Here is a 24,380-nt window from a genome sequence, read left to right on the forward strand (position 1 = left end):
CCCCGTGACGCGCCTGGCCGTTCGACCACCGACATGGCATGGCCCGGAAGCCGCCCGGCCGGCCGGGCAAGGGACCACCGAACTCCGGGAGAACTCCGGGAAATGCATGGTTCCAGAGATGGAGGTGACGTCAGAACCCGGCCGCGACACACCCCGCTACGGGCGCACCACCTTCACCTGAACCGCCGAGTAGCCCACGGTCACCGGGAGGGTCGCCACCCAGCGGATCACCAGCGGCGTGTCGCTCACCACCGTCTCCACCGCGGCATCCGCCGTCGTGAAGTTGGCATTGCCCCGCGGGGTGACCCGCACCTGCACCTGCGACGCCGATTCCACATTCACCGTCTCCACCACAACCTGCGTCGAGGCCGTCTCGGGCAGTGCCACGTCGGGTCCCGAGACCCCGAAATCCGCCCGCGGATCCGCCGGAACCGCCCCGCCTCCGATCGAGACCACGCGCACCGTCGGCCCATCGTCCGGTGGCCAGATCAGGGCCGTGGCCGGCTCCACAAGGGGCACGATGCCTGGATCCGGTATTACCGTCGGATTGCCAGAGGCGCTCAACCGCTCGATCTGGATCCGCCCGACGGTGCCGTTGCCTTGTCCGATGCCGCCCAGGGCTCGGATCATCCCATTCCCGGCGAGATCTCCCGTCACGATGCGGATGCCTCCGCCCGAGCCGCCGCCTGGGTTCTGAGCCGGTCTGTTTCCCCCGTTGGCATCGACACGACCATCGACCGTAACCGAACCTGCGGCCGCAATGAGAATGGCGCCTCCTCCTGCCCCGCCGCCCCAGCCCTCGTCACCATCTCCCCCTGCTCCGGAACCTCCAATCAATGGCACGAGCGACGGGTTCCCGTAGGCAGGCGGCGTTCCGGACGCCTGCGCCCCGTAGCTGCCTCCACTCCCCCACCAGCCGCCTTCAGTTCTCCCTCCCCCCGGCCCAAATCCAGACCCCGCCCCCACCCCCGGTGCATAATACCCCCGCCCCCCACGGAACCCTCCCGGCCCTGGCTCCGCATGACCGGGCGCGGCCACCCCGTTCGCGCCGCTCAAGTCCAGTATCCCGTTAATGGTGACATCCCCATCCACCAACCAAACCACGGGAGCCTTGCTCGGATGGTTGCGAAAGGTCACCCGCGTCCCCGCCGCGATGGAGACAGAACTGTACTTGAACACCACCGCCCACTTTTCGAAGTCGTACACCCCCAACCCGCTCTGGGCGCTGTTGTCGTCGTTCCACGCCCCGTCCACCGCCATCCCCAGATCGATCACGATGTTCGTACCCGTAACCGTGATGTTCGGCGCGACGATATTGGTGGTGATCGTCAGGACGCCATCCGAGCCGTCGCTCGGCACGTGAATGGTCGCCGCAACGGCCCCTGCTGCGGCGGCCAGTTCGGCCAGCGGCACCGTCAGGCGCCGCACGAGAGTCCATGGAGTGATTCGAAGTTTGGGTTTCATGGGGATGCTTATCGCGACGGGAGAGATATTGAATGGCTGTTGCGTGCAGATCCTGGGGCATGGTGGCGGTTCGGGTCGTTCCCAAAAATGTACGAAAAGTGTCGTATCCACCCGAACCTCCCGTGCATCCCGGAGTTGTGGGTGAGAAGGCAGCGAATCGGAGGGACGAGCTCCGCGAGTCCGCATTCCACTGCACCACACCTTTTCCCCCTCCCCGGGACTCGTACTCAGCCCGAAGGGCGGTACTCGTACTCGTCATCGTCCTCGACTCGCAGCCGCACCGTTTCAGCGTCGCCTCATGGCTGGCCCGATGGGTTCGATCCTGTTCGGACCTCCCATGCCGCATGGGAATTGGGCGGGGCGATTACGATTACGATTACGATTACGATTACGAGGTCTGGTGCAAAAGTCTGAGGTGCGCTGGCAGGGCGGGGACGTGGGGGGGCAGAGGCTGGGTCGGACTTTGTTCGGTGTGCACGCTGTAGCGTGTCGGGGGCGGATTTGGGAGGCTCACGCTGAAGCGTGTACACCCAACGGTCCCTCCGATCCCACCACCCCGCTTCACCCTTCGGAGGGACGAGCTCCGAAAGCCCGCGTCCTCACGTCCGCGCCTGCACCCAACAGCAGCCGGACAGCCCCAACGAGGTTGGAACGAGGACGGGGCCCTGCCCGCCGGCTTGACCCCCTCCGGCGTAATACATAGTTTGACGCCATGACGAAGACCATCACCCGGATCGGCAATTCGCAGGGATTGATCTTTGATGCGGCCCTGATGGACCTGGCGCGCCTCAAGGTCGGCGATCAGGTGAACATCACGGTTCACGAGGGAGGTGCGATCGTCCTGACGCCACTGCGACCGGTCATCACTCCCGAAAGGGCCGCCGTCGCCGCCAATCGCCTGATCAGAAAGAACGCGGAGCTGTTCCGGCGGCTGGCATGAAGCGTCCCCTCTCGCACCCCACACCAGAGGCGGTAAAGGCCATCCATGCCGAAGTGCTGACGGCCCACGGCGGCAAGGCCGGTTTGCGTGACGTGGCCCTGTTGGAATCCGCGGTGGCGGCGCCGCAGGCCACCATGATGGGTCAACCGATCCTGACCGAACCGCTGGAGATCGCCGCCGCCTATCTGTTCTACCTCTGCCGCAACCACCCGTTCGTCGATGGCAACAAGCGGACCGCGCTGGCGACGTGCCTGGTGTTCCTGAGCGAAAACAACCTTCTGCCCGACGAGAACCTCGACGTCGATGCCTGGGCGGCATTGGCCTTCGATGTCGCCGCCAGCCGGTTCGACCGCGACCAGACGACCCGCCGACTGCGAGAGCTCCTGTGTAAGTGAAGGTAAGTGGACGAGCTGCGCCGAGCGTCAGGTTTGTGTCCATGACACCCTTCATGACGTGCGCATCCAATCCTCCCCATCGGGGTCGGGGTCGGTATCGGAATCGGTATCGGCTCCGCCCATTCGAACATCACCCAGCTTCTCCCAAATCGTTATCCCACCCTGTCCCAGTCCCGGCTTCGTTCGCATCGCCGTGATCCAGCCAGCACGGGCTGTGAACGCGCATGTTTGGTTCAAAGGCAGGCTGACAGGATTATTTGTGGACTATATGTAGATTATATGTAGATTTTCGCCATGAAAACGACGTTGGTGGAAGCCGAATCGGAAATCCTGGAGCGTGCGGCGGAGCTGCAAAGCCAAGTTGCTGCCATGCAGGGAAAACTGCAGACGCTCTTGCGCGGTGTCGGCGGGTTGCAGGTGATCCTGCCTGAACTGCACGATGAAACCAGCGGACGCATTGATGCGCAAAAACTTGCCGCTTACCTGGGTGTGCCGCTCAAGCGGCTCGCCGAAGGCCTGCATCTAAACTACAAGGCCATTCATCGAAACCCCTCGGCGGAGGGTTTCCAGCCCGCTTTGAAACCCGTGAAGCGCTCCGCCGAGATACTACACGACTTCTTCCATAAACCGGAAACGGTCCGGGTCTGGCTCAACACCTCGCATCCGGACCTCGACGGGCACACCGCGCTGGAAATGATCCTGGCCAACAACTCCAGCGCGGTCCTTCGGATTCTCGAAAACGCTGCCGCTGGCGTGCCCGTCTGATGTTGCCCCTCCTGCAACTCGCTGCCGCGCTCAATTGCGCCGCCCTGGTCTCGGCGCACGGGCCGTGGTCGCGCGCCATCGGCTATCGCCATTTGCTCGGCCCGCCGCCGGGCCAGAGCGGCCCGCCTCAACCACTGTGGGGTGGTGCGGCCAAAACTGCCGGCGCACGCTTCACCCCCGCAGGCGGCTTCGATTCCATCTACCTCGGGCACGATCCCATCACGGCTTTCATCGAAGTCTCCGCCTTGATCCTGCTGCCCGGCGGACCTGTGCCCGTTCGTTCCGCACCGTGGGTGGTCATCAGTGTGGACGGCATCCTCAACAACCTGCTGGACCTGACCGATCCAGCTACCTTGACGACGCTCGGCACAACCGCCCAGGAGATGACCGGCACTTGGACGCCCCTGCCGCATCCACCCACGCAACGGCTGGGGCAACTCGCCTACGATTCCGGACGCATCGTTGGAATCAAATATGCCTCTGCCAAGCGTCCTGGCGGCATCAACGTCGTGGTGTTCCCCGACCGCATTCACGTTGTCGCCAGCAATTATCTGGAGGTTTATGACCCGCACGGCCACCTTGCCCAGCGAATCCCCTGACCAGAGAATGCACCACAGATGACACAGATACCGAAACACGCTCCAAGCGCGGTCGTTCGATCGTCCAACTCTCCCTCGATCGGGCCGTGACCAGGGTGAGCTGTGGCTCGTCCTTCGTTACCCGGATCGGCAATTCGCAGGGATTGATCTGGGATGCGGCTCTGATGGACATGGCGCGCATCTAGGTCGGCGATCAGTTGAACATCACAGAAGTCACGCCGGTGGGACGACAAGCCGGGACACTTCGTATCAGTAACCATTCACCGCATCCATGGGCGACTTGATCGGACCGATGGCGCGGCCCGATCCCTCCGTCGGGGGGATCATCAGGGTTGCCCGTCAACTTTCCCGAATTGCGGTTCTCCCCAACGACCCAGGCGAAATGAGAACGACCACCGTGGAGGACCGGGGCCACCGCCTGTTCCGGCCCCCTCCCCCATCGGGGTCGGTATCGGAATCGGTATCGTCTCCGCCCATTCGCTCCTCACCCGGCTTCTCCTGAATCATTATCCCACCCTGTCCCATTCCCGGCTTCGTTCGTCGTCATGCAGAAGCACGAGGCGCGAATCGAGACGTTGCCTATCCCAGGAGATGCCCAAGAGGGATTGCAAACAAGCGCTCCTCCAGCTTCACGGCTTCCTTCCCGTTGTAGGCCAGGATGGCGGCCACGCAGTCCGGCGTCCGCAGGAGGAACGCTCGCAGCCCCGACAGATCGCCATCCGTCCAGCGGGAAGCGGCCTTGACCTCGATGCCGAAGATCCTCCGGCCCGATTCGATCACCAGATCCACCTCGTGCCGGCCCTGCTCGTGCCAGTACGCCAGTCGGGCCTCGGGCACATGGGCCTCCAGAAGGGCGGCGACGTTCTGTGCCGCATACGTCTCGAACAAGGCGCCGCGCAGGAGATCGTCCCGACCCGGTTCGATGTCACTGACTCCTGCCAGATGCGCCGCCAGGCCGCTGTCCGTGAAGTGCAGCTTGGGGGACTTCACGAGGCGCGAACTTCGATTCTTCAGGAACGGCGGCAGTCTCCGAATGAGAAACGACGTTTCCAGAAGGTCGAGGTAACGCCCCGTCGTGACGGCGTTGAGCTTCGCGTCGCGAGCCAGGGTGCTGATGACAAGCACCTGCCCCGTCCGCATGGCGGCCAGTTGCGCCAGAGTCCGAAAGGCCAGCAGATCGGCGATCTGGGAGAGCTGTCGGACATCCCGTTCCACATACGTCTGCACGTAGGCACGAAACCACTCGGCCACGCCGCCCTCAGGACCAAGGCACGCTGGTGGCAGGCCGCCACGCAGGACCTCCTGTTCCGTGACGGGAACGGCTTTGCCGGAAGGCATCGATTGCGTCCTCAGGAACGCTGCAAGGAGAGGCTCCTCGTTCGTGGCTCCCTGCAGTTCCCGTCGCGTCATCGGATGAAGGGTGAAGTATCCCGCACGCCCGGCCAGGGTCTCCGAGACATGGCCGATCAAGGCCAGATTGGCCGACCCGGAGAGGAAGAACTGACCCGGTTGCCGCCGGGCGTCCACACGCTGCTTCAGGGCAACGAGCAACTCGGGGCAGCGCTGCACCTCGTCGAGGATGACCGCACCTTCCAACAGCGACTCGGGATTCGAACGGGCTGCCGCCAGCGTGGCGAAGTCGTCCAGGGTGCGGTAGGTCCGTCCGCGAGCCAGGCCGGGCTCGTTCTGGAGAAGGGTGCTCTTCCCGGCCTGCCGCAGCCCGGACAGCACGACCACGGGCAACCGTCGCGCCGCGCTTTCCAATCGCACAACGATCTCCCGGTCAAGGTAACCCGTCATAATGCAACACCGTGTAGTGGCATCTTGACACCATGTCAAGAACGGGGCCGCGACGCTTTGTCCGGATGGCAGAAGACGATGGACGGGACATCCGACCATTCAATGGCTCGGAAATCCCACACGCCGGGCTCACACCGGTCTTAAGGGGTTCATGACCTCGATCCCCGAAAACTGCAGGAAATCGGTGTCCGCGGTGTAGATCCTCCGCACTCCGTTCTCCCGCATCAGGACCACGGTGCGAATGTCGAAAAAGAGATTCCCTTCCGGTGCGTGAACGGATCCCACCAGATCTCGCAGCGCCCGCCAATGGTCTGGTCCGGGTCGGAGCATCGACATTCCCGGCAAGCTCATCAAGGCATCGAGAAATCCGAGTGCATTTGCGGCCGACAGCGGGGAAGGGAACACCCGGCGGTGAGTAGCCACCCGAAGGAACTCGTAGCAAATGCCCTCCGTCAGATACCAGACAGCGGGATCGTTGAAAACGGTCTCTAGAAATGCCCTGGCCGAAGCATGCTCCGGACAGTCGCCATTGGCTGCGTAAAGCAGCAGGTTTGTGTCAATGACGCCGCTCATGGCGTGCGCATCAGATCCTCCAGAGCGTCACGATCCGCGACGTTGACGCGTGCTTGCCCCATGGAGAACACGGGCAGCCGGACACGCGGATGGGGTCGGTCGGGGCGTCGATGCAACCCTTCGCGCAGCAAGTCATTCACCAAACGCGACATGTCGCAACCGCGGCGCTGCGCCTCCCGGCGGATGCCTGCCAGCAGCCCCTCCTCAAGCACCAGCGTCGTGCGCTTCATGCATCCACGCATAGGCGCAACGCATACGTATGTCAATGCAGGAACCCCGTCCGGGAAACCATCGGACGCACCTCCAAGTTGTCGCAAGGCGCAATGGGATCGGGGTCGGGGTCGCTATCGGAATCGGTATCGTCTCCGCCAGTTCAATCCTCACCCGCCTTCTCCCGAATCGTTCTCCCACCCTGTCCCTCTCCCAGTCCAGGCTTCGTTCCCATCGCCACGATCCGGTCGTTCGTCGTTCGTCGTCCTGCCCCGGGAAGCTCCGCTCCCTTTCCCATCCTGATGAGGTCCTCGGCAACCGTACGGAGGACCCGTTGGATGAGATGCTTCAGGACCTCACCTCGGGATTTCGTTCAGCGTGTAATAGGCGCGGTCGTGCAGCAGCGGCTCGCCGTCGCGGGATTGGAAGGACGGCAGGTGAAAGTCGTGAACGTGGCCCTGCACAAGTCCCCGCACGCGCAGGCGCACGCTCATCGCATCGGGCGCGACTTCGGCGGCGGTAACGGTCGGGCGCGTGTGGTCCACTTCGGGGCTGCCGTAGCCCTGCTGGTAGATGTGCGTGTAGGTTTGCAGCGCGTAGCTTTCCGGGCGCGCGGCCGACGCGGGGTCGGCGGGGCGGGTGAAACGCACCACGAAGCCGTCCGGCTGCGCGCGGATGTCGAGAATCTCGAACGGTGTCTTCCCGGTCCAGTCGAGGCGCTCGATCAGGTTGTCCTTCATGCCGCGCACGGGCCAGCCGCGGTTCGTGCCGCCGGCGATGAGTTTGCCGTCAGGCGTGAAATGCACGGCGAGTATTCCCGTGCCGAGCCCTTCACGGAAGGGGTAACAAGCACCCTGCCACACCCCGTTCACCAACTCGGTCGTCGCGCGCATGACGATGCTCAGGGAATAGTCGCCGACGAACATCTGCCCGTCGAACGGCCCGAACTTCCCGCCCGCCCGGCAGACCTCAAACGCGGAAATGGAGCGCCCCATCCTCTTGTAGGGAAACACCACGGCGTACGGCACGAGTTCCTTCACGCGTTTCCGCTCCACTTCCATGCGCGACGGTGAATTCGGCATGACCGGGGCCGGCCCCATGTTCGTCGCAAACGGATACCAGTTGAAGCTGGCGGGATGACCCATGAACCCGCCGGGCTTGAGGTGCTTGAGCGAACACGCCCCGTTCCACGGTCCCTGGCTCTCGACATAAAACATCTCGCCGTGCTCGTTCTCACCCACACCCAGCGGACTGCGGAGGCCGCTGCACAGCGGAATGGTCCTTCCGTCCGGCGTGATTTTCAGCGCCCAGCCCCGGAAGAGTTCCTTGGAGTTGTAGGATTCGGACAGCCCAAGCGCCACGTAGAGATTCCCGGCCGGATCGAACTTCGAGCCGAACGCAAACTCGTGATAGTGCCCAAAGCCCCACGCGTCGCTTATCGTGTCGTAACGATCCGCGCGACCGTCGCCATTCGTGTCGGCGATGCGTGTCACCTCCGTCGCGTGTGTCGCGTAGAACGCCCCGTCCCGCCAAGCCAGCCCAAGCACTTCGTCCAGTCCGCTCGCAAATGGGCTCACGCGCGGTTTCGGATTCTCGTCGCTCACGCCGCTGAACAGGAGAATCTCTCCGCGCCGCGTCCCGACCGCGAGCCGTCCATCCGGCAGCGAAACGAAACTGCCCGCCTCCAGATACACACCCTCCGGCATCGGCACATGGACCAGCCGGTAGTAGGCCGCCTCGCGCTCGGCAGTGCCCCACGTATCTCCAAACTCGCCGGCGGCGATGACAACGAACGGGAGCAGGCACAGTGGGGTGAAAAGACGAAGTCTCATGGCCTGGCGTTGAGCTGGTATTCGAGTTTCAACTCGCCACCGGCCACCGGCAGCAGGAGTTCCTGGGTGTCCGCCGCATGCCGCACCAGGCCCGCTGCGGGCAGGCGCACGACCATGCTCCCGCCCACGGCATACTCATTCGCGCCGCGTGCCTCGACGGACTTTCCGGCGGCGACCCGCAGGTGCAGTCCGGCGGGCGGGACGTCGGGAAACCTCAGCGTGCGTTCAAGGTGGACGCGCCCCGAGGCCTCACGTCGTTCGCGGAAGTAATCCTCCACCGCGATGCCATCCGCGACATACCGGAACCGGGGACGTTGCCGGTCGTCGAGCGTATAGCCCTTGAACGAGGAGGACCGGGAGCGTGGCGTGGGATCGTAGGCCGGCCAGGGCGTGTCCGGTTCGGTCAGGACGGCGAAGGCCGGGCCGGGAGGGAACGTGACGGTGTCCCGGCCGAGGAGGCGTGCCTGTCCGGCACCCTGACCGCGCCAGAGCCCGGACGCTTCGATGAACCCACCGCTCCACACGGAGGCGAGCCGCATCTGCTCCGCGTCGAAGGCGAGATTGATGCCGCCGGGGTAGCCGACGCCGATGCCGCGCTTGCCGATGCCGGGAAAAGCCCGGCGAATGATCACGGCCTCGTCCCCGACCACGACGAGGAGCGGCTCCAGCACGAAGCCGGCAGGTTCCCCCGCGTCCGGTCCCTGCTCCAGATACTGCCAGAGGGCGTCACGCTGCCGGCCCGGATCGCCGCCGAGCAGATCGGGCAGCAGCGATTCTCCGTCCGGCCAGAACACCGGCATGAGGGTCAGCGGCGAGAAGCGTTGCGGGTGGGCCATGTAGTGATGGAACCAGTTCTCCTCCAGCCGCTCCGCCATCGTCATCAGGTCCAGGGCGAGGATGTTCCCGGCGGCCTTCTCGCGGAAGGTGTGGCAGGCAACGCAGTTCAGGCCCTTGCTGCCCGCGAGTTCACGACCGACCTGATGCGGTTTCCCGTCCGGGGCGACGCGGGTGAACTCGGCCGGAGGGAGTGTGTCGAGCGCCTTCAAGGCGTCCACGAGGGCGTCGGCGTTGGCCGCACCAAACTTCGGCATGCGCGTGTGCAGATACGGACGCGCGGAGGCGCCGTTCGCGATCACTTCGCGCAGCCACCGTTCCTTGAGCTTCGCGCCCACGCCGGTGAGCGGTGGCGGCAGGCGGCCCTGGTCCCCGAGGTTTTCGTCTGTGCCGGTGAAATACTCGCTGCGATTCGCGGCGACGCCGCCCAACTCATCGCGCGAATGGCAGGCAATGCAGTTCAGCCGCGTGAGCGCGAGCGAGACATGCTCCCCAGGAGTCCAGTCCTTGGCTGCATCCGAGATGGCCGCCCGCAACGAGACCCGCTGGTTCTCCGCGAGCGGGTAATGCGGCCACGCGCCGCGCTCCTGCGAGAGGCATCCTTCGGTGGCCCGCAGCCCGCTGAGGGCCGGCAGCACGGGGGAGACCGCTGTCTCCCCGGTCCGGTGGCAGGCGTGGCAACGATGTTCGCTGAACAAGCGCCGGCCCCGATCCGCCAGTGCCGTCTCCGGTGCAAAGGCGGGCAGCAGCGCCTTCTGACCGCGCAGCAGGTAGCTTGCGATGTCCGCGGCCTCCCTACGTTCGAGCCGGCAATCCGGCATCCGTCCACCGGGACGCACGTCGAGCGGTCGTTCCAGGAACCCCGCCAGGCTGGCGACGGTGTATTTTTCGGCCAGCGGTCCCAGCGGAACCGAGCCGGACAGGTTGCTCTCCGGCGAATGACACGCCACGCACCCGACCGCGTGATACAGCTTTGCGCCCCGCTCCACCGCTTCCGGCTCCGGCAGTCCCGATTTCTCCGGACGGCCCAGCGTGGCGAGGAAGTGGGCAAGCGCGTTCGCCGCGTCGTCGCGCTCCGGCTCCGGCAGATGCGCGAGCACATCCGGCATGGTCGTGCCCGGCTTCACGCCGGAGGGTGACGCGAGAAACTGCCGCAGATGCGCCGCGTTCACCCGTGCACCCACTGCCGACAGATCCGGTCCAGGTTTCGCGACGAACGCCTGCTGCTCGCTCGCATGACATGAGGTGCAACCCAGCTCGCTCACAAGCACCGCGCCTGCGATCGGCTCTGTGCCCGCGCGCTCCAGGCCGGCGACAAACGGCGGGGCGGCGTGGGCCGGCCCGATCAGTGCCACCGCCCCAAGCGCTGACAGCAAGATCCTGATCATTCGTCTCTCCCCGGGCCGGCCTTCATCGCGGCATCGTAGGAGGCTCTTGCGCGGGTGTCGAAACCGCAGTCCACGCTCGCCATGCCGCGCAGGTGGATATGGAGCGCCCGTTCTTGGATCAGGATGTTCCTGGTCGAATACGGGTCGACAGGGCAGCCCGGCAGATTCTCCTCGCCGCAGGAACAGAAAGGATCGGTCTCGCTGCCGCCCATGCCACGCGCGAGGGCGTCATGGTAGTCGCGGGGGGAGACGCCGGACGAGCCGAGCACTGGATCCTTCGCGAGCCCCCGCCACTCGGGCTGGTCGGTGGTGAAATCGTTCCATGCCGGCATGCGGAGCCGTTCGCCGCTCCGGACCGTCGCCTCGCGCACGTCTGGCCGCTGTGCGAGCATCAGGTCCACGAGATACGCCGCCTCGTTGAGATGAATGGCAGCTTCGGCCGAGGCGCCTCGGTGGTGGCCGGCACAAGCGCCCCAGAGCTGCGCGTGATTTGCGGTGCGGACGTCCGGTCTGAGCCGGCGCCTTGGAAGGGAGATGGTGGACCGGATGCAAACCCATCCCACGCGTCCGGCACGTCGGCCGTCCCTCACCAGGGCAGCGACGGGTGATAGTGGGGTTCGAGTGGCATGGGATGGTTCTGGTTGATGACCGATGAGGGTGTCTCCAAGCCGGTTTCCGTCGGTCGCGAACCCCGGCCGAGACAGGTCAGCGCCGGTCAAGGATGCTGTTCCGTGTCATTTGGACTGGAGCGAAGCTGGTCACGGCCCTTCAAACACGTTCCAAGCGGCAGGGAATGGTTCGAGGTCATCGGCGGCATCCGCCACGGCGACCAGCAGCACATGGACGCCCAGCGCGCCGAGGTCGTTGTCGGCCGGCAGGGGCGGGATGCGGATGTCGGCGGCGGTGGTGCCGGGGGGGAGCTTGACCCGCACCAGAAGACGCGGGGCCAGGCCCAGGTCATTGGCGGTGCGGGAGCTGTGATTGTTCGAGAGGAATGCCTTCTGCTGGCTCGGCTGAACCGGGGTGAAGATTATGAATCCCTCGTGGGCGGCGGCGTTGGCGAAGATCGGCTCGATGAACTGCCGGATGCTGGCGGTGGGGCCGCACCAGTCCCGGTTCCGGTACTTGATGCCAAAATCCGCGGAACTCAGAAATCCAGGTTCCTCCGGCTGGTTGTTCCAGGTGAGATCGCAGGGATCCCAGTGGCGGACGGCCGTCCGGGCGTGGATGGGTGCGTTCTCCGGCGGGTTGCTGAAGTCCGGGTTGTACAGGTTGAGGAACGCCTTCCCGATCTGGCTGCCCGCCGGCAGGCGGGGCAGCACAAAGTGAACGTAGGTCCGCCGGGTCACCGGAACCGGCTCCACCAGCAGGGAGGCCACCCGGACGTCCGGCTCGCAGCCGAACCGCCGGTCCGGCTCCCGCCGGTCCACGTAGGTGTCCTTGTACGCGGTAATCCAGAGGGACACCCATTCCGTTCCCCGGCCCTCGATCCGTCCTGTTTGGGCAACACTGGTGCAGCAGTCACGGCGGGGTTCCTCGGGGCAGCACACCAGTCTCCGGATGGCGCTGCAACCGGTGCCTGATAGCCAGAGTCCGACCAGGAGGAGGGAAAGGGTGGCCCGGTGCCAACCGGGCGATTCGTCGCGGGCGGAGGTTCCTTCAGGCATAAGAGTTCCTGGCTTGGTGTTCATTTCCGTGCGGCGATGGAGCACCTTGACGTTCAATTGCAGGCGCATACGACGATGAGGTCGTGAAGGGTGACGTGCGGAGCCGTTGTGGCAGGCACCGGCATCTCCGCGACGACGTTCCGACAGGTTCCGGTTCCGTCCGGGCAGATCAACTGGCCGCAGATTCGGCGATGGTTGAGGTGAGGCGGGCGGACCGTCGGAGGAGGCCGACGGCCGGGTGTGATGAGGATGGGGGCAGTCCACCGGACGGGGTTCCCGGCGACCACCGGCCAGCGGACGCTGAGGCGATAGAATCCGACCATAACCGGGTCGAACGGCGCTACGGGATCGGTCTGCAACGGCACAGTGACGCTCCCGTTTACTCCAATGCGTCCGTCCGCGGTTTCCAGGACTGTGAAGACCGTGACCTTGTCGGGCAGCGATGCCTGCCGACCATCGCAGTCGTTCACCAGACGGATGCTGCCGCTGATCTCGTAGAACACATGGCCTGGATTGTTATCGGCAGGCCGAAACAAACGGCAGCCGACAAGGCAGAAGAGCAGCAGGCAGAAATGGAGGCGACGAATCGTGGATTTTGCCATTTTATCAGGCCGGGTTGATGGTTGGAGCTTGTTCGCATCAAGCGGGCACCAGCACCTCGTCTATCTCCTCCAAGATATCCTCTACGGGCTCGGGGGGCAGTGGAGGCGGGGGAAGCTCCGGTCCGAAGACAGGTGGGGAGGGGTCCCACTCAAGGCCCAAATCGAAAGGATTGTAAGTTTCACCATTTGCATCCGTCGGGATCCATTCATGACCATTTTGCCTGAAAACAGTTGATCGACCACGATAATCATCGCAGTTCAACCTATTGCGAGGATCGCTAAGATAGTGCCCTAAAGCCGTAATGGGATCTGTTGTCTGAAGATGTTCTGAGCGCGATGGCCGACGCCCTCCAGCCTCCGACGCCCAGGAGTCATACACTGGGAGGTAGCAGTCTCCAAGATCCGGGTTTGCAGGGGCGGCCTTCGTACGAGACCTCCCGCTCGACCCTGCTGGTTCGTCGGAGATCGGCGGGAACGAAGGCTCCGACTCCGTTCCGCTTCCGGTCGCCTCGCCTGTCTGCGCGTCTCTTCGATCCCCGCCGGTCGGCCCCACGCCCTGCTCCGTGTCCGGATCAACAGTGATGGTCAGGCCCGAGTTTCCGGGGAGCGGCACAATGATAGGCGTTCCATCATCCCGCCAAAGCAGCATGTAGGACGGCGGCCCAGCCGGGGGGGTCTCGGCCGTCTTATTGCCGTTCTCATCCTTCACGGTAATCGTGTAACCACTGTCCGGTGCCGGGTTAGGCAAGGTGATGGTCACCCCCTCCGGCGGCGTCATGGTTCCGGCAGAATGGGTTGTCTCGGTGGTGGTGCCATCTGGAGTGTCAGTGATGGTGAAGCGGTAACCGGAATCTCCCCCGGTATTTCCACCGAAGGTGAAGGTGAATTTTTTCTCCTCCGGCGGAACCTCACTGTGGGGTCTCAGTTGACGGGACGCGAGGGCTTCTGCCGGCCGGAAATGCTCCTGCATGAGCCGCCCCAGGGCGTCGTAGCGGTATTCCTTGGTCGAGCCGCCCGGGAGCGTGGCGCGGACCAGCCGGTTCTGCGCGTCATACGCATACAGTTTCACCGCGCCGTCGCTCCTGCGTGTCTCGCGGATGCGATTGCCATTGGCATCGTCCAAATAAACCCGGTGCTCGTCCTCGGTGATTCGTCCGGCCTCGTTGTAGTCGAAGCTACTGGAATAAGGCGAAGCGACCCGTCGTCCCGCGGCATCCCAGGCATAGATCTCTGGTGCAGCTTCCGTGCCGCCCCGAATAAGGAATCCGCGCTCGTCGTAGGTCAGACGGCGTGTCTCAGTCAGACCCGTCTTGGTGGTGACCCGCCCCCGGGGGTCGCGAGCGTATTGCCAGCCCTCCAGCGGGACACCAACAGAACCATGCTCCAGCCCCGACAGATGACCGGTCTCGTCGTAGATCCACGCGCTGCGAAAGCCTCCCGGATACGCCGCGGCCCGCTGCCGGCCGGCGGCGTCGCGCTCAATTTCCGCTTCCAAATCCGGGGCAAAACCCAGTCCGATGAGACGCCCGGCGGCATCCCGACGATAGGTGGTGGCATTGCCCAAGCTGTCCGTGTAGCCGGTCCGCTCGCCAACGGCATTGTAATGGTAGGTGAGCATGGTTTCGGGCTGTATGCCGCGCGGGAGGGTCCGCGACGTGAGCAGCCGGTTGCGCGCGTCGTAGGTGAAGGCCAGGGCGCTGTCGCCATCTTCCGCCGAAAGCAGGTTGCCGTTGGCATCATAAGCATAGGTGGCCACGTCGTCCGGCGTGGTGATCTTTGTCAGACGCCCCAAGCAGTCGAACTCCTGCCAAATCACGACGCCATCGGGCTTGGTGATCTCAATACGACGGTCGAGCCGGTCGTAGCTGTAGCGCCGGATCTGGCCAAGCGGATTGATCGAGGCGGCCAGACGGTCGAAGAGGTCGAACTCGAAGCGGGTCGTGTGGCCGTTGGCGTCGGTGACGGAGGTGACGTTGCCCATCACGTCGAAGGTCCGGCGCACCTTGCCGCCCAGGGGATCGGTGGATTCGATGGGGCGATCGAGGGCGTCAAAGGCGGCCGAGCCGGCGTGACCGAGGGCGTTGATGAACCGCCTGGCATTCCCGCCGGGATCCCGCTCGAAGGTGGTGGTGCCGCGGGTCGGATGCCGCAGTTGGGAGATGCGCCCAACCGGGTCGTAGATCGCCTCGACCGCCGGCACCAGCGGGCGCTGCACCGCCGCCAGGCGTCCGGCGGCATCGTGGCTGCGGGTGGTCTTCGCGCCCATCCCGTCGGTAGAGGAGGCGAGCTGGTTCCGGCTGTTCCAGTCCAGAGCCCATCGCCGGAACTCCGGCGTGCCGGCACCGAAGACGATCTCGGTGGGACGACCGGCCTCGTCGCGGGTGACTTCCCGGCGATGCCCAAGCGCGTCAATCACCCCCACGATGTTCCCTTTCGCGTCGTATTGGATGCGATTGGTATTGCCGTTGGCGTCAATCCGCGCGGTCACCAGGCCGCGCGCGTCGTATTCCCAGCGGCGGATGCCGCCGAGCGGGTTGGTCAGTTTCGTCAGGTTGCCTTTGGCATCGTATTCGTAGCGCCAGGTATAGCCCTCGGCGTCGGTGCGGCTGAGCAGGCGGTCCGAGTTGGCAGCAAAGACATAGGTCGTAAGGCGTTCCAAGGCCGTGCCCACGGCTTCGGTGAGCGAGTTGAGGTTCCCGCACTCGTCGTAGGTCATCACGTCCACCCGGCCGTTGGCGCGCACGATGCGGGTGGGCAGGTCATTGCGGTCGCGCGCGATGACCGAGCGGACACCGAGCGGCGCGCTCACGTCGTTGAACTCGCCCGCCGGGCTGGTCTTGAACGCGGTGACGTTGCCGTTGCCGTCGGTGGTCGCGCCCGCGACGTCCTCTCGCAGCAACGTTGGCAACGGATTTGCCTGGGAGCCCAGGCCGGTGCCGGGGTCGGCCAGACCGGCGGCGGCGGTGGGTGAAAACTGGCGCGTGCTGCCGTCCGCCAGCTCGGCCCGCATCACCTGGCCGGCAGAGTTGTAGGCGTAGCGGCTCACAGCGCCCACCGGGTCTGTCTGGGATACCATCCGGCTGCGTGCGTCGAAGCCAAACTGCCGGGAACTCCCGCCCGGATCGGTGATCTGGACCAGGTTCCCCGCCGCGTCGTGCTCGAAACGGGTCACGCGCCCATCGGAGGAGGTGACCGTCGTCAGTTTGTTGGCGGCGTAGGCAAGGAGAGTCTTCAAGCCCACGGGGTCGGTCATCTGGATGAGCTTCTCACCTTCGTAGGCGTAGGCGGTGGTGTTGCCGTTGCGGTTCACCACGGCGGTCTGGAACCCGGCGGCGTTGAATTCGAAGCGCGTGCCGTTCTTGAGCCGGCGGGTGAACGTGCCGTCGCCGTTCTTGAGCAGGACGGCGAAGTCTCCGGGTGGGCTGAGGAAGGTATTGTTGTCGGGGCGGCCCTTGCCCTCCAGCAACACGAGCGACTGCTGCCCGCCGCCCAGGCCGCCGACCAGATCCAGCACGCCATCCTGGTTCACATCCAGGACGGCCAGGGACTCGGTGCTCTGGGGAAGTTGGACACCCGCCGCGCCGGAGACAAACCCTCCGGCACCGTCGCCGGCCAGAATGAAAACGGCCGGGAAGCCGCTGCTGCGCAGGGCCACGTCGAGCCGCCCGTCGCCCGTGAACTCACCCAAGAGGATCTCCGCGCCGGCCTCGGACAACGCGATCGGGATCGGCGACACCACGGCCGCCCCAAGGGGGCCACCGGCGGTGCCCAGGTGAACGCGAACGGAGTTCCGTGGGATGAGCGTCACAATGTCTCCTAAGCCGTCCCCATTCACGTCCGCGATGCGGGAGCCGGTGGCCGCGATACCCTGGCCGATGACCGGCCGGGCCGCGGCGGTGAATCCACCGTGGCCATCCCCAAGAAAGAGATGGATGTCAGCGGATTCGCCCGCGACGGCGGCGTTTCGGGGCACGGCCAAATCCACATGGCCGTCGCCGTTGACATCCCCCACGCCGAACGGGCCGTCGGAGGAAAGGAACTGGGCGAGGCTCAGTTGGGTTGGAGGATCAAATTCACCGTTGCCCCGGGCGAGCCAGACGAGCAGTTGCCGGGCGGACGGGCGCAGGCCCACCAGATCAGGCCAACCGTCCTCGTTGAAGTCGGCGGAGGAAAGCCAGGTGATGGAGTCGGGAATCGGGGTAGTGAGTCGCGTCTTCTCGCCACCCCGGCCGTTTAGCAGCAGAACGCTCAGTTCGTTCGCGAAGAGTCCGGTGATGGCCGCGACGTCCAGGTTGCCGTCGCGGTCAAGATCCGCCGCCGCATCCGAGCTTGAAGAGAAGTAGGCGGAGATACTGGGATAGGGAAACTGGAACGTCACCCCGTCACCCGGCACAACCTGTCCTCCTCCAGGCGCCAGGGTAAAGACATCCGGCAAGCCGTCGTTCGTGAAGTCGCCGGGAATCAGAGTGCCCTGACGCCCCGCGATCGCGATTCCGTTTGCCGGGGAGAGGATCCGGGCCGTCACGAATCCACCGAAGCCATCCCCGTCCGCCACCGAGATGCTTTGGCTATTAGAAGGAGTGCTCAGCAGGTCGGTCCGGCCGTCGCCAGTCACGTCCGCCAGGGCGAGGTCGCGGAGATTGTTGCCAACGTAATAAATGCGGGGCACGCCAAAGCCGCCGCCGCCGTTACCCAGCAGCACGCCGGCCTGGAAGGTTTGGTTGCCGAATGTGACAAAGACCAGATCCAGCGCGCCGTCCGCGTCGAGGTCCGCCGCACGGAGCGGAAACTGGAAATTGCTGGTGGCCGTGAAAACACCTCCGGGCCGCAGGCCGCCCTGCCCGTCTCCCAGAAAGATCTCCACACTGGCAGGATCTGCAGTGAACACCGGATTGGCGCTGATGACGACATCCGGATGGCCATCCCGGTTGAAGTCACCGGTGACCAGGTTGATCGGCGCGCGGCTGAGCGGAAGGCCAGGCTGCGGCGCGAAACTGCCATCCCCGTTGCCGAGGAAAATCGAAAGGGATGCGTCCGCGAGAAAACTGCCGCTGACGTTGTCGAGCACCAGCAGGTCCGGACGGCCGTCCCGATTCAGGTCCGCCACCGCCAAGGTGATGGGACGAGGGGTGGGCGCGAGATCCACCTGGGGCTGGAAGGCACCATCCCCGACACCGAGGAAGACGGCCACGGCACCCGTGGTGGCGTTCAAAACCAGGAGATCGGCGTGGCCGTCGCCGTTCACGTCAGCCGTCACCACGTCCCGGAAGTCCGGTCCGTCCGCCACAACCTGGCGATTTCCGAAACCGCCCTGCCCATCGCCGAGGACGGTGACGAGCCGCCCGGGGAACTGCGCGAAGCGGGGAACGGACAGGACGAGATCCTGGTTGCCATCGCCGTTCAAGTCGGCCGCCACCACCCGGGCGCCTCCCTCATTGCCCAACTGCACCTGCACGCCGGGTGCGAAGCCGCCCTGGCGATCGTTCAGCAGCACGGCAAAGGAGCCGGGAAACGAGGCACCGCCGATAAACGGAGTGGTGACGACGCAGTCGGACGCGCCGTCGTTATTGAAGTCGGCGACGGCCAGGGAGTTGACCCCGCTGGGCAAGGGCCCAACCAGATGGTTCCTGACACTGCGGAAGGTGCCATCAGGCAGCAGCGTGGGCCGGTAGCGCAGGGCGGAGGCTCCCTCCACGAGCAGTTGGCTGCCGTCGGCCTGCGCGTGAAGCCGCGCCACGCGGCCAATGGACCAGCCCACGCCCAGGCAACTGTTCCGGTGATTGAGCACCAGCGTCTCCGTCGAAAAGCCGCTGCCGGCGGAGGAGCGGGTGAACTGGCTGAACAGATCCACGCGGACCGGATGCACCCCGGTGGGCACGTTGGCCGCGTCCAGGATGGCGGTCTGGCGGATCGTCTGCCCCACCGCGAGGCCGCGCGTGCGGGTGTGCGTGGCGCTGCCGCGAATCCCGAAGAAGCTGGGCCGCAGGGAAACCGATTCCGGGGCTCCCTGGATTTGCGTGGCCACGGCGACCGTCGGCATCGGGTCGGCGGCTTGGCTGCTGTAGATGAACTCCAGGCTGCGCGGTTCGCCCAAGGACCGGGCCGGAGTGAGCGCGTGAACGACGGTAAGGTCGCCGCTGGCCGGATCAATGGCCCCGCCTGGAACAGGCTCGGGACAGTCATTGGGCTGGCGGATTAGCGAGGCGATATTGTCCGGGCTGCCCTGGGCGGCATTCAGGGGGACGGGCGGCGGCCCCACGAACCCATGCCAGTCCGAAGACCGAACGCCGCCCGAAATCGTTTCCACGTTGCGGCCGTCGGCAGAAACCCGGCCCACACCCACCGCCACGAACTGCCCTATGCCGGCATCCAGGGACCAGAGGTCCATCAGCGTGCCCGGCGCGAAGTTGTCCACGTTGGGCAGTGTGAGCCTGACCGGCGTGGCGAAGGTCAGGCCGACCGGCTGGATCGTGATCAGCACCCCGAACCCGAGCGCCTCAGGCAAGGCGGCCGGGGCCAGCGCCTCCGGCACCAGCGAAATGGAAATCTGTCCGGTGAAGTTGGTGCCATCCATCTTTGCCGTATTGGGGGGAATGGTGAGGACGGCGCCGAGATCGGCGTTACGGACGACGGTGGTCTCCGCGGGATTGACGGTGGTAAGGCTGTTGGCGGCAATCCGCGGGAGGTAAAACGGCCGCTCAATGACGTTGACCGCGTTTTCCAGCAGCACGATTTCCTCGCGGAAGCCGGCGTAGAGGGAACCGTCCGGCGCGAGCTGCGCCTCACCGGTGTCGAGGTCCAACACCTGGGGACCGCCGGGAATGTTGGTCAGGGTGAAGCGACCGTCGGCGCCGGTCAGCGCCTCCGAGGCAACCCCGAGCAGGGATACCCGCACGCCGGCCACGGGTCGTTCCGCGCCGGCCACCGCATCCGTGGTGTCGAGCACGATGCCGGTGATGGCCGTGGCGGTTCCGGGCGGCGGTGATACCACGGACACGGACACGGTCTCAGTGTCGGTGGCTTCACCGTCACTCACGCCAAACAGCAGGGCGTAGGAACCGGCCTGGGCCGGGCCCGGACGAAAGGTGAAGACGCCGGTGGCCGCATCAAGCGCAGCATTGGCCGGCAGCGGAACCGGGGAGGCAAAGAAGAGCAGCGGATCGCCCTCGGGGTCCACGGCCGACAGTTGCAAGGCGAGGCTGCCGCCCACCATGACCGTCCGGTCACCGACGGGGGCGAGCACCGGCGGGCGGTTCCCCGGCTGCGGCTCGTGGCGAAGCCGGAAGAAGCGCGCAACCCCGGCGGCCGCCACCGTGACCGTCAACCGGTCACCTACCAGAGCCGGTGGCTCAACGGCGAGCTCCCAGGACAGCGGCACGGTGAGTTGATCCGCTGCTTCCAGCACAAAGTCCGTGGTCGAACCCGGCCAGGCCAGCACCACCTGCCCCCCGGGCTCGACCGCGACCTCAAGCGCCGGCGCCGCAGGCTGCGCGAGGGCGGTCAGCGTGAGGCCGGCCGCCAGCAGCAGGCCGGCGAACAGTTGGAAGGGCCTTGGCCGGGCGCGGGAGGGACACCTCGGACGCGTGGCAGGAGAAAGCGGGCCGGGCGCGGAGAGGGGCGTCTGCATGGCCTGACAGGGGGGATTGAGGATCGAACGCTGACAGTCCGGTATTCGGGTGTCAGGATAAAATCTTTCACGCGGAGTGAGGAGGGGGCGCATCCATTCACCGTGGCTGAAACCGTCTTGAGACCGGGGATTTCCCCGCTGGCGCGGGGTTCCAGCCGAGCCAGCGGAAAATGCTTCCTCGCGGGAACTGACTGACTCGGCTGGAACCCCGCGCCACCAGGTTGAAAAAGTGCGCCCATAAAGCGGCGCATCTCCAGCCCCCGGCTTCCACGCGGAAGCCGCCGCGCGATGAACGCGCGGCGGCCCTTTCTCGCCAGCCGTAGGAGACGAGGTGACGAGGCTCTGACTTTTCATTTCCTCGCTGCGCGACTTCACGTTGGCGCATGAGCTGGAGCTTCCTCACGGCTTGTGAACCACGATGCTGCCGCCGCCCAGCGCTGTGTTGGCGTCGGCGGTGTCGGAATCGCCGGGTTGGTTGTCGTAGATCACCCCGCCACCAGACTTGCTGGTGATCTTGATGCGGAACTTGTCCGTGCCACCGCCGTCGTTGGCCTGGCCGTCGGTGGCGGTGAGCTGGAAGGCGTAATCGCCCACGCCGTTGATCTTGCCGCTGCCCTTGAACTTGGCCTTGGCTCCGGCGACCACCAGCCAGTCGTAGCTCGTGCTCTTGAAGTTCAGGTTGCCCGCCTTGAACTGGAACTCCGTGTTGCCGGTCGGGACGTTGGCACCCTGCTGGTATTTGGCGACAAAACCGAAGTTGGCCTTGCCGGTGAGGGCGGGGTTGGCGGCGTAGGCGCCGGCCGGGGAGGTGATCCACCCGCCGCCGGTCACGAATCCGCCCTCGGGATCGTAGATCACCACGAACTCATGCACGGCGATGTCCACGTCGCCACACGCGTTCTCGGCGGTGACGGTGACGCGATAGACGCCGGGGCTGGCGTAGATGTGGCTGGCGGCGACGGTCGTGGCGCTGGCGTCCAGGCCGGGGTCGAGCGTGCCGTCACCCCAGGCGAAGGAGCAGATGCGGCCGAAGCCGTTGTCGGCGGCGAAGTGCGCGGTCACGGTGGCCGCTGTGCCCAGCGCAAGCGGCGCGGCCGGAGCCGTCAGGCTGGCGACCGCCAGCGGCTCGCAACCGTCGTCACAGGCCAGGGCCAGGCTGTAGGCGTTGCCCCCGATGCTAAAGGACGACGGCGTGAACTCACCAGCCGCCGACAACGTGAGGTAGATCGTATCGGAGGTCGGCGCGATGTCGCCGGGCGTCACGGTGATCCAATAGCCGTAGTTACTTGAGGCGTAGTAACCTCCGATGAGCGGATACGTGGCTACATCGTTGACCGGGATTGTCACGGACTGTCCCGGCGCAAAGCCGGGAAGGTAAGGAGGCAGGACGAGGTTGCTTCCGGGAACAGGAGCATTGGCGGCATCCCGGATCTCCAGCGGGCATTGGTGCTGGGTCCATTCGAAGGTGAATTGAGCAGGCGCAGTTCCCAGTTCCAGATTATACTCGAGGCGGCCGAGGAAGGTGCCGCTGCCGGGATTACCGTTGAGACCCGGCGCCACGACCGTGTAGTAGCCGTCTTTGTAGAAGCCAGCCATCTTCGGATACACGCTCTCGTCGGTGATGGGGAGCGTGACGGAATCTCCGACGTTGAGCGTCGTTGGGGACATTCCGGTGGCGTAGAAAGTAGAGGCGGGAATGTCCACACCATGCTGGTCCGTGAGCCGCACAGTGTAGCTGGAGGTGATCCACTCGAAGACGAACTCGGCAGGTTCGGCGGAGAGTTCGAAAGGTCCTTCAGCGTATCGGTAGAGTTCCGTGCTCGTGCTCGGTGCGCCCCGGAGGCCCGGGAACAGGCTCACGAAGTAACCATCCCTGTAACCGCCGTTCAGGGTTGGATACACGCTCTCATCGGTGATGGGCAGCGTGACCAGATCGCCAGCGTTGATGTATGTCGAGGGCCCAGTCGTGGCATATCTGGAAACCGGGATGTCCACTCCATGCTGGTCCGTGATCCGCACGGTGTAGGTCGAGGTTATCCACTCGAAGACAATCTCCGTGGTCGCCCCGGTCACTTCGTAGGCTTCCGTTCGGTAGAGTTCCGTGGTGGTGCTCGGGGCGCTGCGGAGGCCCGGCAACACCAGGAAATGCTGCGTGCCCTCCGGCAGCAGCAGGCTGTCCCCGGTGTTTACCGTCTGGGAGAGCACGTTGATCTGGGAGCCGGGTATCTCCTGCCCGTGCTGGTCCACGACCATCAGGGTGACGACGCCGGCCGAGGCGGGCACGGCCATCAGCCCAATGACCCATAGGGTGAAGGCACAGACAAGCCGGAACGAGGCAGTATGCGGCCTGGCGATGGAACGGATGGTTTTCATAATTCGTGCGAGGCGACTTTCATGGTTGGCGGTCAGTGCCCGGCCCGGCCAACAAAGGCGGGCGGCGAGGCTGTTGGCCGGTATTCGGGCCTTCCGGAAGAATCTTTCACGCGAAGTGAAGATTTCTTGAAAGAAGCGGGCTTCCGCGCCGAATCCCCGGCTGGCAGCCTGCCGCTCGATTCCCAGAAAATATCTCAACCACGGATGGACACCGATCAACACAGATGCTCCAAGGTGGGACGGCGCTGCCGCTCGGGCGGAGCGCGGATTTTCAATCGGCCTGTCCCACCCGCCACCTTTCGTCCACCCCGGGGCCGATTGGAAGCCGGCGCTCCCAGGAACGTCCGGCTCACCTTGAAGGCGAGCCGTAGGAGACGAGGTAACGAGGCTCTGACTTCCCCGCCTCCCGTGTGCGGCTTCACGATGATGGTTGAGATGGAGTCTCCTGGCGTCGTCTCCTGCGAAATCGTCATCACCCATGAAGCCTGCGCCTGAAGACGAGCTGATCCCGACCCGCCGGAGCCTGCTCACGCGGCTTAAGGACTGGGAGGACCGGGACGGGTGGAAGGAATTCTTCGACACCTACTGGCGGCTCATTTACGGCGTGGCGCTCAAGGCCGGTTTGAGGGAGACCGAAGCCGAGGAGGTGGTGCAGGAAACCGTCGTGGCCGTGGCGAAGCAGATGCCGACGTTCCGGTACAACGCGGCCGGGTCGTTCAAGGCGTGGCTGCTCCAGATCACCCGGCGGCGCATTGTGGACCAGTTCCGCAAGCGGCAGCCGTGGGATCAGAACGCCGGTTCCGTTGCCGAGGACGACACCTCACGCACCCCGGCGGCGGAGCGGGTTGCCGTCGAGGAATTGAACCTGGAACCGGTGTGGGATTCGGAGTGGCGGAAGAACCTCATGGAGGCGGCACTGGCCCGCGTGAAGGCCCGGATCACGCCGCGTCACTACCAGATCTTCGACCTCTACGTGCTGAAGGAATGGCCCGTGCGCGAGGTGACCCGGACACTTCACGTCAATGCCGCACAGGTGTATCTGGCCAAGCACCGCGTGTCGGGGTTGGTGCGCAAGGAATTGCGGCGGCTGGAGAAGCAGTTTGCGACGGGGCCGAAAGGAGCTCCGACCGGGGCATGAGGTTTGAGTTCAGCCTGTTTTGCTGCCGCGTCGCGGTGGAAATCTTCCGGCTTGGCACGGAGCCGGTTTTCCGGCGTCATCGGATCGTTCCCGAAGAAGCCGTTGTCCGCCGCCGGTTGCTCCGCGACGTGCGACGACGGCTCCTGGACCGGTGATTCCCGTGGCTGGACCTG

The 24,380-nt window shown here is 65.2% G+C and carries 17 protein-coding genes; 6 read left to right on the plus strand and 11 right to left on the minus strand.

Features of this window, described 5'->3' with window-relative positions; translation table 11 throughout:
• Window positions 1–156: 156 nt before the first annotated feature.
• The gene (locus tag KF833_06390) at window positions 157–1,464 is read right to left on the minus strand and encodes a hypothetical protein (GenBank protein MBX3744922.1); all 1,308 of its coding nucleotides are present in this window, start codon (window positions 1,462–1,464) and stop codon (window positions 157–159) included.
• 712 nt (window positions 1,465–2,176) lie between these two features.
• On the opposite strand from KF833_06390, the gene KF833_06395 reads away from it, so the two are divergent.
• The 4 genes from KF833_06395 to KF833_06410 all read left to right on the plus strand — a co-directional run bounded on the left by KF833_06395 (window position 2,177) and on the right by KF833_06410 (window position 4,163).
• Window positions 2,177–2,404 carry a hypothetical protein gene (locus tag KF833_06395; GenBank protein MBX3744923.1) on the plus strand — a complete coding sequence of 76 codons (228 nt, stop codon included), beginning with the start codon at window positions 2,177–2,179 and terminating at the stop codon, window positions 2,402–2,404.
• A complete protein-coding gene (locus KF833_06400; GenBank protein ID MBX3744924.1) occupies window positions 2,401–2,799 on the plus strand; it encodes a type II toxin-antitoxin system death-on-curing family toxin in 399 nt (132 codons plus the stop codon). The genes KF833_06395 and KF833_06400 overlap by 4 nt, the downstream gene beginning before the upstream one ends.
• A gap of 294 nt (window positions 2,800–3,093) precedes the next feature.
• Window positions 3,094–3,564, plus strand: coding sequence for a DUF2384 domain-containing protein (locus KF833_06405; GenBank protein MBX3744925.1), 471 nt, complete (start codon window positions 3,094–3,096; stop codon window positions 3,562–3,564).
• On the plus strand, window positions 3,564–4,163 hold the full coding sequence (locus KF833_06410; GenBank protein MBX3744926.1) for an RES family NAD+ phosphorylase: 600 nt from the start codon (window positions 3,564–3,566) through the stop codon (window positions 4,161–4,163). Before KF833_06405 ends, KF833_06410 begins: the two co-directional genes overlap by 1 nt.
• A 579-nt stretch (window positions 4,164–4,742) precedes the next feature.
• On the opposite strand, the gene KF833_06415 is transcribed toward KF833_06410, so the two are convergent.
• From KF833_06415 to KF833_06460, 10 genes are all read right to left on the minus strand, one after another.
• Window positions 4,743–5,963 carry an ATP-binding protein gene (locus KF833_06415; protein MBX3744927.1) on the minus strand — a complete coding sequence of 407 codons (1,221 nt, stop codon included), beginning with the start codon at window positions 5,961–5,963 and terminating at the stop codon, window positions 4,743–4,745.
• 129 nt (window positions 5,964–6,092) lie between these two features.
• Window positions 6,093–6,536, minus strand: a complete 444-nt coding sequence (locus KF833_06420) for a PIN domain-containing protein (protein MBX3744928.1) — start codon at window positions 6,534–6,536, stop codon at window positions 6,093–6,095.
• Window positions 6,533–6,766: a hypothetical protein gene (locus KF833_06425; protein ID MBX3744929.1), complete on the minus strand. Its 234-nt coding sequence runs from the start codon at window positions 6,764–6,766 to the stop codon at window positions 6,533–6,535. The genes KF833_06420 and KF833_06425 overlap by 4 nt, the downstream gene beginning before the upstream one ends.
• Window positions 6,767–7,102: 336 nt before the next feature.
• Window positions 7,103–8,578, minus strand: a complete 1,476-nt coding sequence (locus tag KF833_06430; GenBank protein ID MBX3744930.1) for a hypothetical protein — start codon at window positions 8,576–8,578, stop codon at window positions 7,103–7,105.
• On the minus strand, window positions 8,575–10,800 hold the full coding sequence (locus tag KF833_06435; protein ID MBX3744931.1) for a c-type cytochrome: 2,226 nt from the start codon (window positions 10,798–10,800) through the stop codon (window positions 8,575–8,577). The genes KF833_06430 and KF833_06435 overlap by 4 nt, the downstream gene beginning before the upstream one ends.
• A complete protein-coding gene (locus KF833_06440; GenBank protein MBX3744932.1) occupies window positions 10,797–11,201 on the minus strand; it encodes a hypothetical protein in 405 nt (134 codons plus the stop codon). Before KF833_06440 ends, KF833_06435 begins: the two co-directional genes overlap by 4 nt.
• A gap of 357 nt (window positions 11,202–11,558) precedes the next feature.
• A complete protein-coding gene (locus KF833_06445; GenBank protein MBX3744933.1) occupies window positions 11,559–12,467 on the minus strand; it encodes a DNRLRE domain-containing protein in 909 nt (302 codons plus the stop codon).
• 53 nt (window positions 12,468–12,520) lie between these two features.
• Window positions 12,521–13,069: a hypothetical protein gene (locus KF833_06450; GenBank protein MBX3744934.1), complete on the minus strand. Its 549-nt coding sequence runs from the start codon at window positions 13,067–13,069 to the stop codon at window positions 12,521–12,523.
• A gap of 37 nt (window positions 13,070–13,106) precedes the next feature.
• Window positions 13,107–20,696, minus strand: coding sequence for a VCBS repeat-containing protein (locus tag KF833_06455; GenBank protein MBX3744935.1), 7,590 nt, complete (start codon window positions 20,694–20,696; stop codon window positions 13,107–13,109).
• A 399-nt stretch (window positions 20,697–21,095) separates the two neighbouring features.
• Window positions 21,096–23,069 carry a PKD domain-containing protein gene (locus tag KF833_06460; GenBank protein ID MBX3744936.1) on the minus strand — a complete coding sequence of 658 codons (1,974 nt, stop codon included), beginning with the start codon at window positions 23,067–23,069 and terminating at the stop codon, window positions 21,096–21,098.
• Window positions 23,070–23,547: 478 nt separating this feature from the next.
• Between KF833_06460 and KF833_06465 the strand changes: the two genes are divergently transcribed.
• Window positions 23,548–24,207 (plus strand): sigma-70 family RNA polymerase sigma factor, encoded by a 660-nt coding sequence (locus tag KF833_06465; GenBank protein MBX3744937.1) that lies wholly within the window; start codon window positions 23,548–23,550, stop codon window positions 24,205–24,207.
• The gene (locus tag KF833_06470) at window positions 24,204–24,362 is read left to right on the plus strand and encodes a hypothetical protein (GenBank protein MBX3744938.1); all 159 of its coding nucleotides are present in this window, start codon (window positions 24,204–24,206) and stop codon (window positions 24,360–24,362) included. The genes KF833_06465 and KF833_06470 overlap by 4 nt, the downstream gene beginning before the upstream one ends.
• Window positions 24,363–24,380 lie beyond the last annotated feature (18 nt).

The sequence above is a fragment of the Verrucomicrobiia bacterium genome, from assembly GCA_019634625.1.
Lineage (GTDB): Bacteria > Verrucomicrobiota > Verrucomicrobiia > Limisphaerales > CAIMTB01 > CAIMTB01.